9 protein-coding genes are annotated in these 13439 nt (G+C 63.1%); all 9 read right to left on the reverse strand.

Annotated elements, in window-relative coordinates; genetic code table 11:
- Position 1: 1 nt before the first annotated feature.
- Positions 2-772 carry an acyl-ACP--UDP-N-acetylglucosamine O-acyltransferase gene (gene lpxA, locus VFO29_11150; GenBank protein HET9394060.1) on the reverse strand — a complete coding sequence of 257 codons (771 nt, stop codon included), beginning with the start codon at positions 770-772 and terminating at the stop codon, positions 2-4.
- Positions 773-863: 91 nt separating this feature from the next.
- The gene (fabZ, locus tag VFO29_11155; GenBank protein HET9394061.1) at positions 864-1337 is read right to left on the reverse strand and encodes a 3-hydroxyacyl-ACP dehydratase FabZ; all 474 of its coding nucleotides are present in this window, start codon (positions 1335-1337) and stop codon (positions 864-866) included.
- A complete protein-coding gene (lpxC, locus tag VFO29_11160; GenBank protein HET9394062.1) occupies positions 1337-2182 on the reverse strand; it encodes a UDP-3-O-acyl-N-acetylglucosamine deacetylase in 846 nt (281 codons plus the stop codon). The genes fabZ and lpxC overlap by 1 nt, the downstream gene beginning before the upstream one ends.
- Positions 2154-3200: a UDP-3-O-(3-hydroxymyristoyl)glucosamine N-acyltransferase gene (gene lpxD / locus VFO29_11165; GenBank protein ID HET9394063.1), complete on the reverse strand. Its 1047-nt coding sequence runs from the start codon at positions 3198-3200 to the stop codon at positions 2154-2156. Before lpxD ends, lpxC begins: the two co-directional genes overlap by 29 nt.
- Positions 3200-3604 carry a hypothetical protein gene (locus tag VFO29_11170; protein HET9394064.1) on the reverse strand — a complete coding sequence of 135 codons (405 nt, stop codon included), beginning with the start codon at positions 3602-3604 and terminating at the stop codon, positions 3200-3202. Before VFO29_11170 ends, lpxD begins: the two co-directional genes overlap by 1 nt.
- The gene (locus tag VFO29_11175) at positions 3601-4902 is read right to left on the reverse strand and encodes a hypothetical protein (GenBank protein HET9394065.1); all 1302 of its coding nucleotides are present in this window, start codon (positions 4900-4902) and stop codon (positions 3601-3603) included. Before VFO29_11175 ends, VFO29_11170 begins: the two co-directional genes overlap by 4 nt.
- A complete protein-coding gene (locus tag VFO29_11180) occupies positions 4889-5692 on the reverse strand; it encodes an OmpH family outer membrane protein (GenBank protein ID HET9394066.1) in 804 nt (267 codons plus the stop codon). Before VFO29_11180 ends, VFO29_11175 begins: the two co-directional genes overlap by 14 nt.
- A gap of 5 nt (positions 5693-5697) precedes the next feature.
- Entirely contained in the window at positions 5698-7971 is a 2274-nt protein-coding gene (locus VFO29_11185) for a POTRA domain-containing protein (GenBank protein ID HET9394067.1), read from the reverse strand.
- Between the two features lie 144 nt (positions 7972-8115).
- A complete protein-coding gene (locus VFO29_11190; GenBank protein HET9394068.1) occupies positions 8116-13356 on the reverse strand; it encodes a translocation/assembly module TamB domain-containing protein in 5241 nt (1746 codons plus the stop codon).
- Between the last annotated feature and the right edge of the window lie 83 nt (positions 13357-13439).

Below are 13439 nucleotides of genomic sequence, written 5' to 3' on the forward strand. Positions count from 1 at the left end.
CCTACTTTAAGAGGATGCCTTGCTGCGATTCGCCCTCGAGAAATGCGATGATGTGGCGGCCCGAATCGGTCGTGGCTTGGGCCTTCATAGTCTCGATCGCTTGCGACAGATTCAGCTTCGAGCCGTAGAGAATCTTATAAAACGCCTTTATCTCCGAGCGTTCCTCGGGCGAGAACTCGGCGCGGCGCAGACCCACGCTGTTGAGTCCGTACGGCTCCGCGGGATTGCCGGCGACCAAGAAAAACGGCGGCACGTCGCGGGTGAGCCGGCTGGCGCCGCCGACCATCGCGTATTGACCGACACGCGTGAATTGATGCAGCGCCGTCATGCCGCCGATCAGCGCGTTGTCTTCGACCACGCAGTGTCCCGCCAGTTGCGCGAGGTTGCTCATGGTGACGCTGTTGCCGATCACGCAGTTGTGCGCGATGTGCACGTACGCCAAAAACAGACAGTCGTCGCCGACCGACGTCACCTGATCTTCGCCGGTCGCCCGCTGGATGCTGACGTACTCGCGCACGATCGTCCGGCTGCCGACGCGCGTATACGCTCGCTCGCCGAGATATTTCTTATCTTGCGATGCAGCTCCGATGGTCGCGAACGGAAAGATCTTGCACTCTTCACCGATCGTCGTCCAGCCGTTGATCACGACGTGCGACTGCAAGATGGAGCCGCGCCCAATCGCGACGTTTTCGCCGACGATGCAATACGGACCGATCTCCACGCCGCGGTCGACGTTGGCGTTCGGGTGAACTATTGCGGTCGGATGGATCACTTTCTAACAGGCGCTCCGCGCTGCGCGCTGCGCCGCCCCCCACCGGCAAAGCCGGCGGGGTCCCCCTCCGCCTGCCAACTTCTTAAGGATTTCAAGTGTGCAATACGGTTGCGTCGTAGCCGAGCAGCCGCGGGTCGGAAGAGATCGAAAACATCAGTTCGGCCGAGACCGCGAATTCGTTGCCGACGCGGCCTTCGGCTTGCACCCAGCCGATGTTGCGCTTGTGCTTGATCAGCGTTGCTTCCATCATAAAGCAGTCGCCGGGCACAACCGGGCGCCGGAACTTGGCGCGATCGATTCCGGCCAGATACGGAATCTTACGCGAGAACTCGCCGGGCTCGAGCACCACGCACCCGCCCAATTGCGCAAGCGCTTCGATCATGTAGACGCCCGGCAAAACCGGATTGCCCGGAAAGTGTCCGGTGAAGACCGGCTCGTTGTTGGTGATGTTCTTGAAGCCGCGCGCGCGCACGCCGGGCTCCAGTTCCAAAATGCGGTCGACAAGCAGCAGCGGATAGCGATGCGGCAGGATCTCCATGATTTGCCGGATGTCGAGTTCGGCCATCAGGAGCTCGCCTTTGCGGCCGGCGCCTGACCGCTGATCTCGCGGCGCAGCTGCGCGGTTAAGATGCAATGGAGTTTGTGGCCGCTCTTGATCGCAACGACTTCGCACTGCGGCCAGGCGCCCAGCAGCGCAAAGTCGCCGAGCAAATCGAGCACCTTGTGGCGCACAGGTTCGTTGTCCCAACGCAGCGGCTGCATCGGGCCGTCCGGTGCAAAGACCAGAGCATTTTCTAGCGTCCCGCCTTTCGCGAGACCGCGCTTGAGCAACCCTTCCACTTCGTGCAGATAGCCGAACGTGCGCGCGCCCGCGATCTCTTGCATGAACGCCTCGCTGCCGATCTCACCGTCAAAGTACTGCGTGCCGATCGGCGGTGCGAAGTCGGCGACGAATTTCACGCGAAACGCGGCCGCCGGTAAGACGAGGATCAGCCGGTCGCCGTCGCGCGCAAATGCCGGCGTCGCCGGAATGAAACGTTCGCGTAGTTCGCGTTGCGCGGTAATGCCGGCGGCGGCGATACCGTCGGCGAAGATTTTGGCGCTGCCGTCGGTCACGGGAATCTCCGGGCCGTCGACGCGCAGTTCCGCGTTGGCGACGCCCATACCGAAGAGGGCCGCGAGCACGTGTTCGACTGTGGAAATTGTGACGCCGTCTTTTCCGACGACTGTGGCGCGCGCGGTTTCGACGACATATTCGGCGAGTGCCGGAATCTCAACGCCGCCGCTGACGAATCGCAATCCGCTATCCGGCTCAGCCGGCCGGATCTCGACGCGGCACGGCGCGCCGGAGTGTAACCCTACGCCTTCAAACGCGACCGGTTCACGGAGCGTCGTCTGGTAATGCGTCACGGAGTTTTTCGAGCGCATCGACACGGGCAACGAGCTTAGGCAGGTTGCGAATCATGACCTCTCTGCGCATTTGCTCGGCGTGCGGCCGTCCCGGAACGCCGCTGAAGAATGCATCCTCGGGAACGTCTTTCCAAACCTCGCTGCCGCCGCCGATCTTGGCGCGCGATCCGACGCTAAGATGCCCCGAGAATCCGGCTTGTCCGCCGACGAGCACGTAATCGCCCAGGATGGTGCTGCCAGCTAAACCTACCTGCGCCGCAAGTCCGCAATGTTTTCCGATGCGGCAGTTGTGTCCGATCTGGCAAAGGTTGTCGATCTTCGTGCCGTCGCCGATCTGCGTGCTGCCGGTCTGCGCGCGATCGACGCACGTGTTCGCGCCGATCTCGACGTCGTCGCCGAGCACGACGTTGCCGACCTGCGGAATATGTTCGAAACGCCCGTCGACGAACACGTAGCCGAAACCGTCGCTGCCGATGACCGATCCTGAATGCAAGATAACGCGATCGCCCGCAACGCAGCCGTCGAGAATGGAGGCGTGCGGATGCAGCAGCCCGTCGGCGCCGATCGCCGCATCGTTTCCGACGTACGCGTGCGCTTCGAGCACGGTGCGCGCGCCGATACGCGCGCCCGCGCCGACGACGACGCCGGGACCGATGTAGACGTCAGGCCCGACGGCCGCGCGATCGTCCACAACCGCACTCGGATGGTGAAATGGTCCGCGCTTGCGCGGCCGTTCGAAAGCTTGCAGCAGCGCCGCCAACGCTGCGCGCGCGCTCGCAACCGCGATGAGCGGTTTCTCCGGATTCTTCTGCCGTTCGGGAGAGAGCAGCGCTTCGTCGACGAGCACCGCACCCGCGCGAGACTTGAGCGCCGCTTCGAGATACGCCGGCGTCGTCGCGAAGGTCAGCGCGTCGGCGTCGCCGTCGTCGATCGCCGTGATGCGTCCGACCGCCAACGTGTCGTCGCCGATTGCGCGGCCGCCGACCCGTTGCGCCAGCTGGCCGAGCGTGCCAAGCACTAGGGTGTCGGCGTCGGCTTTTCGGTGATGCCGAGAATCTTTTCGACGTCCGGCGTGATGTCGGTTCCACCGTAACCGACAAACTCGCGCGTCACAACCAGCGAGAGCTGCTTCTGCTGCGCGACCTTCGCAGCTGCGTCTTTGACTTGCGAGACGAGCTGATTGGAGATCTGCGCGTACCGCTGCTGGAGCTGCGCGATCTGGCGCTGCTTGGCGGAGTTCGAGCCCTTGCCCGAGGCGATCGCGCGCTGATCGGCCATCAACTGGTTTTGCGCGTTCGTGTACTGCGGCCAATTATTCGTCAGCCGCTGCACGTCAACCAGACCTATGGGACCTCCCCCGCCGGCGCATCCGCTGAGGGCAGCCGCCGCCAGGGCGGCAATCAATACAAATTGTTTTTTCACTCGTGTAGACTCTCGATGTCCTTTTCGACGTCGCCGGTCAGATCGATGCCGCCCGGCGCGGCCTCGATATTCACCAAAACGACCTGCAATCCGCGCTTGGCCGCCACTGTTCCGGCGTCGCGTTTTATCTGTTCCACCATCTTATTGTAGAGATCGTCGCGCTCGCGCTGGAGTTGACCCAGCTGCGTGTGCGCCGCGCCGACCGCTGTCGCGTCGGCTCCTTGGAGTTCGGCATACCGCGCGTCCAGATCGGCTTTGGTTGCCTGGTATTGCGCGATGGTCTTCTGCGCTTCGGCTTGGAATTGCGATTTGAAGGTACGGTCGATCTGCGCGAGCTTGTCGCGAGTCGCCGCCGGCAGATTCGAGGGCACCGCCGCCGGCCGCAGCCCCTGCAGCTGCGATGCAACTTGTTGGGAGACTTCGTTGCGCCGCGTCTGCAGCTTGGCTTGCGTATCCGCGTGAATCTTCGCCGACTGCGTGGCCATCTCGCCTTGGACTTGGCTGTTGAGTTGCGCCCGGTAGGCCATCAGCGTCTTCTGATCGCGCGTGCGCTGCGCCGAAACAACGGCGGCTTCGCGCTGATCGAGCGCCGCCAACTCGTCCCGGTATTGTTTGCGGGTGGCGTCGGGCAACGCCAGACCGTTCAACTTCAGGCGCAGTTGCAGGCGCTTGTTCGCGTCCTGCTGCGAGAGTTCGAGCGAGAGTTGCGATTCGCGCTCCTGCAGCTGCGTCGCGCGCTGCGCAAACGCGCGGTCGGCCCGCGCGCTCAGTTGCGCGCCGATCGACTGCAGCGCGGCGTTGGATTGCGCGATCACGCTTTGCTGATACTGTGCGAAGTCGCTATTGGCTTGGACGGTGACTTGCTGCGCCTGCGAGGCGGAGATATTTTGCATCGCCTGCGCGCTGCCGGCGCCGTTGGTGCCCTGCCCGGCCGCGGCGAGCGCCGCCGAGATGGCTGCCTGTTCGCGCCGCGCATAGTCCTGCTGCTTCTGACGCAAGATGCCGTTGGCGCGATCCTGCGCGGCCTTCAATTCGGCGTTCAACTCTTTGGTTTGCAGCGCGATCTGCTTGCTGGTGTGCGGCACCGCGCCCGCGCCCAGCGATCGCAAGCCGAGCGCATCGATCGAATCGTCGATCTGCGAGAGCTGCGGATAGAGCGGATGCTTCTTGAGGACTTCCTCGAGGCGAACGTAGCCGATCCCGCGCACGTTCGGATCGTCGGCGCGAGGTTGCGCGCAGCCCGCCAGCGTCACGATGGCCGCTGCGAGTGCTGCAAAGACATAGTTACTTGAGCGCATTTTGGACATCGGAAGTGATGTCCGTTCCGCCGTAAATGATGTCTGCCCGGTCGATCACGAGAATCAGATGCTTCCCTTGCGCGACGCTCGCCATCGCGCTGCGCGTTTGGTCCACCAGCGGCTTCAGCGTGCGATTCTGCTCGTCGGTAAGGGATTTCTGATACGCCTGAAAGATCTGCTGCTGTTGCTGCTGATTGTTCTTGGCGGCCTGCATTTTTTGCAAGGCGCTTTGGCGCGCATCGCTGGCAAACTTCAAGAAGTTGTCGTTGGCCGCTTTGATCTTCGGCAGTTGATCGATTTGCGACTGATCGACGAATCCGATGCTCGCCGGCGGCGGTGTGCTCGCGGGCGGCACGACCGGTCCCGGGCCGTTGACGAGATCGACCACGCTCTTGGTGATGTTCTGCCCGCCATAGACGACGATGCGTTTGTCCACCACAACGGACAGGTGCAGGTTGGACGCGACTTGCGCGATCGCGGTTTGCGCGCGCGCGAAAAGCGGTCCCAGCACTTGGCGCTGCTTGTCCAGGAACTTCTGCTGGAATTCGCCTGAGATCCGCTGCTTGTCCGCGTCGTTGCGCGCCCGCTTCATCGCCGCGGCGAACTGCGGGTCGAGTTGATTCTTATACTGCAGCACTTGCGCGTTGGCGCGCTGGAACTCCGGAAGCGCTCCGACTGCGGCTTGATCCAGATAGCCGACGTCGGTGAGGTCGGCCGCCAGTGCGGCCGGAGCGGCAAGCATCACCGCCAACGCGGCTGCTGCCCACAAGAACGTTGCTTTACTCTTCATAGCTCCTAAAAGCTTTGGCCGATGCCGAAGCTGGTATGATTGCCGTTCGAACCTTTTGCAAAGTCGATCCGGATCGTGTGTAGGCCCAGTTGGGGCACGTCGAAGCGAAACCCGATGCCGATGTCGCCGCGGTAGGACCAGTTCCCGGGGTAACCGATGATTCTGTTGGTGTACGGATCCAGCAACGGCGCCGCGCCGCGCACGCGCCAGCCGCCCACGTCGCCGAAGACCGCAATGCCGAACTTCCGATCGGCGGTCAACGGTTTGCGCAGCTCGATCTGCCCGAGCATCGTATCCGTACCGTAAAAGACACTATCGTAACCGCGCAAGTTCTGATCGGAGAACGTGAAGAGCGCGCTTGGCGGAATCGCTCCGGTCGAAGCTCGCAGCTGTCCGTGCAGACCCAGCGTCGAGTCTTTGAGGATCGGGAAGAACTTCGTAGCGTCCAGGATGCCTTGCGTGAACTGGAAGTTCGACCCGATCGACGGCGTCGAAACCGTCTCGCTGAACGAGACGTTGCCGCCGCGGCGCGGATTGAAAATGTCGTCCAGCGTCGCCGCCGGAATCGTTTGAACGGAGAACGTCACCGAGTTCAGCCGGTACGGCTGTCCCGTGTTGATGTTGGCGATCGACGTCGCGGTAATGCCGAAGCTGCCGGTATTGCTGGTGAGATTGCTCAGCGGTCCGGGCGTCGGGCCGATGATGATGTTGGGCTGATTCGAGTTGAAGAAAAACGGCGCAGGCACGGTCGTGCTGTTGGTGACGTTTTCAACGTTCAGGCCGATCTGCGCGAGAATCGAGTCGGTCATCCGCCGTCCGACCTGAATCGACGCGCCGGCGGTTTTCGCCGTGCTGGTGGCGACCACGCCGGTGACTGCGGCGGAGTTGCTGCTCGGCAGCAGCGTGACCGGGATCGGTGCGTTCGGGTCGCCGTTGGCGGCGTTGCCGACCGCCGTCGTATAGACCGGATAAAAATAGGTGTAGCCGTTGGCGAAGATCGTCGCTCCGAAGCTGTACCGCTGCGACTTGGGCGTGCCGCCGACATACGGAATCGTTACCGAGGCCTGCGTGACGTAGCTGCGCGCGCCGCGTTCGAATTGGAAGCTGGCGCCGTTGCCGGTGCCGTGCAGATTATTGTCGGTGTAACCGATCGTGCCGTAGAGGCCCTGACCGGTGATGCCGCCCGAGTAGCCGGCGCCGATTGAGGCTTGCGCGGTCTTCTGCTCGGTCACGACCCAGTCCAGGACGACGCAGCCCGGATCTTTTTTCGACATCTCGTCCGGGCACTGTTTCGGATTGATGTCTACCTTTGAAAAGAACTGCGTGTTGTTCAGCCGCTCGAGGTCGCGCTGCACGCCGGCCTTGGTGACGATCATGCCCGGCTGCAACGCGAGCTGACGGCGGATCACTTGATCCTTCGTCTTCGTGTTGCCCGTGATTTGCACCAGACCCACGCGGGCGACGTAGATGTCGTACTTCACGTCGGCCGTGCCCGCTTTAGGATCGATCGACGTGGCGTCGATGCCGCCTTCGAATCCGCCGAGGATCAAGTTGAACTTGTCCTGGTAGAGCGTCTGCAGCGCTTGATAATCCTTGTCGCGCAAAGCGTCGGAGTATTCCACGCCGGGTTTTACGTTGAGCGCCGGCAGAATCAAGCTGTTGGGCAGCACCGGATCGCCGCCTATGATGACCTTATTGATCGTCAAGCCTTCCTTGATGTCCAGCGTGACGGCGCCCGTCGGCGCGTCGATGTTCAGGTTGGTGACGTGCGAGGGCAGCTGACCGGCGTACCCGATCCGGTCGTAGTAAGAATTGATCTTCAGAAAGTCTTGCCGCAGCGTGTTGGTGTTGAGCACTTGGCCGACGGACGTATCCATCAGCGCCAGCAGCGTGTCCGCCGGCACGTGCGTGTTGCCGTCAAACGTGATCTTCGTGATGACCGGGTTTTCGATCACGCGATAGGTGATCGCGATGCCGTTGGGACGCTGGCGGATCAGCGGCGCGGCTTGGTCCGAAAAATAGCCGAGCGCGAAGATGCGCTGCAGGTCGGCCTGCACGACCCTCGGATCGTAAGGCTGGCCGGGCTTGGCGGCGATCACGTTCATGATCGTCGCGGTGGGCACGTGCGCGTTACCGGAAACATCGACCGAAACAATCGTCGGCGCCGTGGCCGAGATCGCGGGGGTAGGCGTCAGCAGCGAAGCTATGGTGGCAAGTGTGAGGACGATGCCGGCACACCGGTGGAGAACGCCGCGCGCACCCCAGAGGCTCGAGGTCATCAACAATATCTTCCTTGAGAGTACGAGTGGTCCAACGCCCGAGGCGTCAGCTCCGTAACGCGTCCGCCGCTCGCGCCGTTTCGGCCCGCACCGCCTGTTCGCGGCCACCCCCGGTGGTCCTTGCCTGCGGGCGCCGGGCCGCGCTCAAAACAGGCGCTGATATAGGAACGTAAAGCCATTGGTCCCTTGCAAGGCTTGGCCGGTCGCGGCGCGCGGGTTGGTCTGTAGAATCTGCGTGCCGGATTGGAAGAGCGGCGTCGGCCCCTGTTGGATGAACATCGTGAACTGCGCCGAGGTGAAGGTGTTGGGCTGGTAGACGAAGCCGAAGGTCTGCCGGATCGGGACTCCCAGCGTCGTCCCGTACAGCGCGTAGAAGTTCTTCGCCAGCAGCCGCCGGAAGTTCACGCCGAAGTTGCCGGTGTAGTCGAGCGTCAGATTCACGTCGGAGAGTCCGAGTGTCGAGCCGAGCACGTTCTCAATCGGAGCAAGCAAGCCGCTGGCAAACTGGGCGTTGAAAATATTGAAGGCCTCCTGCCCGACCGTCAGCACGCCGTTCTCACGCTGGACGGAAAGGTTGGGCGGCAGCAAGCCGGTCGTTCCCGGCGGCGGCGCGCCCGGGAGTTGACCCGGCGCCAGGGGGACGCCCGTGTCGCTGAATTGGATCGGACCGACCAGTCCGCCCAGCGGCAGCAGCAGCGCGATGATTTGCTGCTCGTTATAGCCGGCCGGGTCCGATTGGAACGCGAGATGCGGGCTGGTTACCGGTCCGGTCACCGTGACGGTGATGTCCGCGGCGCCGGTCGGGTTGCGCTGCGAGTTCGGATCGGGGTTGGTGACGTGCGTGGTGGCAACCGCATTGATGTCCGGAATCACGCCGTTGGCCGGATCGAACGTGACGGTTCCGCTGCGCACTTTGAACGCATGATCGATGTAGGTCAACGTTCCGCCCGCCGAGTTAAACTCTCCCGAAAGCGTCGGCTGAACGAGCGTGCCGGCCAGCAGGACGGAACCTTGGCCACCGATGTCGAGCCCAAAGATACCCGGGCCTCCGCCGCGCACGCGCACGTTCTTGCCCGCCGTGATCGCCAAATGAAATCCGAGATTGAACGGCGGACCGGTATTTGCGGCTCCTGATCCGCCGCCGAATTTCAAGAAGGCCGCAAACGGCACGACGGAGTCGGTGAGCGTGGCGTCACCGGTGAGCGTCGCCAACTGTCCCGGCACGCGCGCCAGCGTGGTGTTGGAAGTAAGCGTGTACGTACCATACTGCGGTAAGTTGATCTGCGCGCGCGTCGTTTTCACCGCGATCGAATATCCGAGCGGACCGCCGTGCAAGCCGCCGCCGAAGTCGAGACGTCCCGACCCCGTCAGCGTTCCGCTGCCCGGACGCGCCTGCAGCCGGTCGAGCGTTGCGTGCGTACCGAGAAACGTCATCTGCGCGACGGTGTCGGTGATGGGTGTCGTTTCGAGATCGCTTCGATAGCTGCCGCCGCTCACCGCGAGCTGTCCGAGAATACGCGGATCGCCGACGCTGCCGGAGATGCCCATGTGTCCGTTCAGGGTGCCGCCGAGTTTGGTGTTGTTGCCCAAAAAGCCGCTGAAGGACGACAGGTCGACGCCGCTCGCCAAAAAGTCCATCGAAATCGGCGCAGCCGGCGGACCAAACGTAAACGGCTGCAGCTGAATCGGCACCGAGCCGGCGATCGCCGCACTGCCTTTTACAAAACTGAACTCCGCGTTGCGGACGACCAGATCGTTGCCGCGCAGCGCAACCTGCCCGACGAGCGACGGCATCAGGATGCCGTACGCATTGACGTTCGTGCCGGCCACTGCCGCCGAAAATGTCGGCGCCTGGAACGTTCCCCCGAGCTGCAGCGTCGTTTCCAGTTTCCCCGTGACGTCGATGTGTTTCTTGGTGGCCTGTGCAACGAGGCGCGGGAGGTCGTCCGTCGTCGCGTGCACCGTCAGATTCATCGGCGAGGTCCCCGCGAATCCGAAGCTGCCGCTGCCGGTCGCTTCCAATGCCGGCAGCGCAAACGCTAAGCGCGTCACGTCGATGCGATCACCGGTCGTGCGCACCGCGATGTCGCCATGTTCAATCGGCAACGGCCCCAGCGTTCCGTTCGTGATCGCGGCGGTTCCGGTCAGGCCCAGGTGCGGATAGGCTCCGTTCACGGCGAGCTTGCCGTCGATGCGGCCCGTTACCGGGAGATCCGAGAATCCAAATGCCGGCAGCCACGTGCCAAGATCGATATTGCTGAGCGTGCCGGCGAGATTGTAACGCGAATGGACGATCATATCGCGAAAGTCGGAGGTCTTCGCGAACGCGATGCTGCCCGCGGCGCGCAGCTCGCCGTGGCTTCCCCCAACTGCTAAGTTGCCGTGCAGGATGTCGCGCAAGCTGGTCCAGTGCGCGTTCGTGTCGCCAATCGGAAAGCGGCGATACCGCAAGTTTGCGATCCCGATATCGCCGGAGGTAAAGATCAAACCGTCGTACCGCGCAAAGGCGAGATCCAAATTACCGTGACCGGCGAGCGTATCGCCCGTATCGAAGTAGTCGTTGAAGTCGGAGAGATCGGCTTTGCGCGAATGCAAGGCAAACGCCGTCTCGCCTTTGCTGACGGTTGCGGAAAATTTCGCCCTCGTCGTCGTAAACTGCGCCGTGCCGTTGCGCACGGCGATTCCGCCGCGGCTCGCCGAGAGATCGCCCGAAGCGTCCGAGAATCCCAGACCGTTGATTTCACCGACCGGAACGCCGACCGTCCCGCCGACCGACGGATTTGTGCCCGCGCCGGCGATGTTCACGTCGGCCAGGAAGCTGCCGTCGGCGTTATAGGTGGGCACACGCATGATGTGCGCAATCTGCGCGATGTTGCCGACCGGAACTTGCGCGTGCAGATCGTACTGCGGCGCGCCCGAGCTCAAGCCCGCGACCGAGCCGGCGATGTTGGCGAACGTCGATCCGATTCCGGCGGTGCCGTTGCGTATATTCAGCGTATCGTTGACGATGCCGACCTCGGCGCTCGCCGAAAATGGCCCGTAGCCGGCGGCGGTGCCGTCGCGCAGCACCACGCCCGCGTCGATGCCGGGGATCGCTTGTCCCGGCATGATCGCACCAAACGCCAACAGCGATCCCCCGCTGATCGGAACGCCGAAACCCTTGAGCATGCCGGCGTCGAGTTGCGTCGTTGCGATCGCCATGCGCGTCGGCACGTTCGTCGGCCCGGTTGCGAACGAACCTGCGGCGACGACGCGGCCACCGGCGGCTTGCGCTTGCGCAGAGTAGACGCGCAGCACGCCGCGATCGAGCGACATCGTGCCGGAAATGCTCTGCACCGGAATACCGCGGATCGTCGCACCGTTGCCGAGCTGGGCGTTCTGCGCTTGCACGAAGATCTTGCCCTGCGCCAGCGCAATGCCCATATCGCCGTCGATCGAACCTTGCGCCGGGAAGTCTCCGATGAATGCGCGCAGGCCTTGCAGCGTTCCGGAGTAATGTCCGCGCGCGATCAGCGCCGACGGCGCAACCGATCCTTGCCCCGCAAAAGCACCCCACGGGCCATCCGCGCGAATCGAACTCATGTCGGCGTCCGCAAACGGTCCGGCGAATTGCGCGTGGATGCGGTGGAACGGAATGCCGGCGATCAGCGCCGGCGACATGTCGACGGAGCCGCCGATCACGGTGTTCGCCGCGGATCCCGTTCCGGCAATATTTGCCTGCTCGATGTGCGCGTCGATCGGCGGCAATTCCGGAATGTTGACGCCCGGCAATCCGACCGGCGACGGCTGAATCAGCCGGACGTTCTCCGCCGACGCCCAAAAAGCGCTGTTGCCGTGAGGCCGATCCAAATCGAACGCCGCGACGACGGTGCCGCCGCTCGGCGTGCGCAACGCGATCGGGCCGAACGATCCGACGCCGTATTGGTCGATGTTGTAGAATCCGTTGATGTCGTCGGGATGCGTGACCGAGACGACGTAGCCGCGGGCGCGAACCTTGAGGTCCACTCCGTTGAGCAGCGCTTCGGTGTTGATCGGCTGCTCCGCAATCAACGCGCCGACATACGGAATGCGGCTCGACGGGCCGAACGCGTGCAGAATCAGAGTTGAGGTCACGTGCTCGCCGAGCTGCATCGTGCCTTGCACGTGTAGGCTCATGCCGCTGTATTCGCCGTGAAACGGTAGGATCACGAGATCGCTTCCGTAGAGCGAAACCATGCCGCGCGGTTTGTCGATAGGCACGGCTTGGTAGTTGAAACGCTTTCCATCGAAGCCGATCCACAGCAGCGGGTTGTCGATATTTCCTTCGACCAGCGCGTGGATACGCAGACCGCCGTAGACCGGCAAGTCCTTGGCGAAAGTGGCGATCTCTTTGAGGTAGCGCAAGTCGCCGCGTCCTTCAAAGCCCAGCCGGAACTGCGGACGCACGAAATTGAAGATGCCGCCCGCGATCGCGATCGGAATGTGTCCGACGATCGCAGACATCTTGTGCGCCGCAAAACCGCCGTCGAAGATGTTGATCGGGCCGTTGAGCTGGCGGATCGGCGAGGCGAGCCCGCGCACTTCCATCGATCCCTTGGCCATGTAGCCTGATCCGATCATGTGATAGGCCGTCGTCTCGTTCGGCTTGACGTCGAATGCGTACATGCGCACGTCCATGCCGTTCACCACGCCGCCCAGAATGCGCGCCGCCGGCGAATCGATGAAGTAGTTGCCGATCGTCCGGATCGGAATCGCCCGCACCTGGACGTGATGAACCGCATACCCTTTGATGTAATCGATCGTGCCGACGGCGCGGAACGGCTTCGGTCCCGCGTCTTCCAGATCGCCTGTCGCCACATAGTGCGTGCGTTTGATCGTGCTGAGCGCCAAGTCGACGTTGATGTGATCGACGCGCTGAAAACGGCTTTCCTTATAATAGCGGTATTGATCGATGAGCGACGCGCGCCCGTCGCGGATGCGCACGGTCATTTGCATCGGCACTGCGAAGGGGTGCGGGCGGTGGGCCGGCCCCGCGGCCGCGCTTGGCGGCAGCGCGATGTTGTACGTTCCGTTTTGATAGTGGACCAGCGTGATGTATGGGCGGGCGATCGTTATGGCGAGCAATCCAAAGCGGTGCTGGCTTCCCGGCAGCAGCTCGCGCAGATCGTAGGAGACGTCGATGCGGTCCGCATCCAAGACGGCTTGGCCATTGCGTGAAATATGCACACCGACGAATGCGGCGTGGCCGCCGCCGTAGCGCAGCTCGCGCATGTCGATGTGATAGCCCGTCGCAATGCCGGAAATCGCGACAACCGCGACGCGGGTCACGGTGTTGTGGAAAATGGCGACCACCGCAATTGCCGCGAGCGCGAGCGCCGCGGCTGCGGCCCAGATCCCCTTGCGCAAAAGGTCCCTCCGCGGCCAGTTATACCCCTAACGTTGGAGGAAGCCCCTCACGTCGCACTACCTGTCATCCTGAGCCAGTCGAA

It is taken from the genome of Candidatus Rubrimentiphilum sp. (assembly GCA_035710515.1).
In the GTDB taxonomy this organism is placed as follows: Bacteria; Vulcanimicrobiota; Vulcanimicrobiia; order Vulcanimicrobiales; family Vulcanimicrobiaceae; genus Rubrimentiphilum.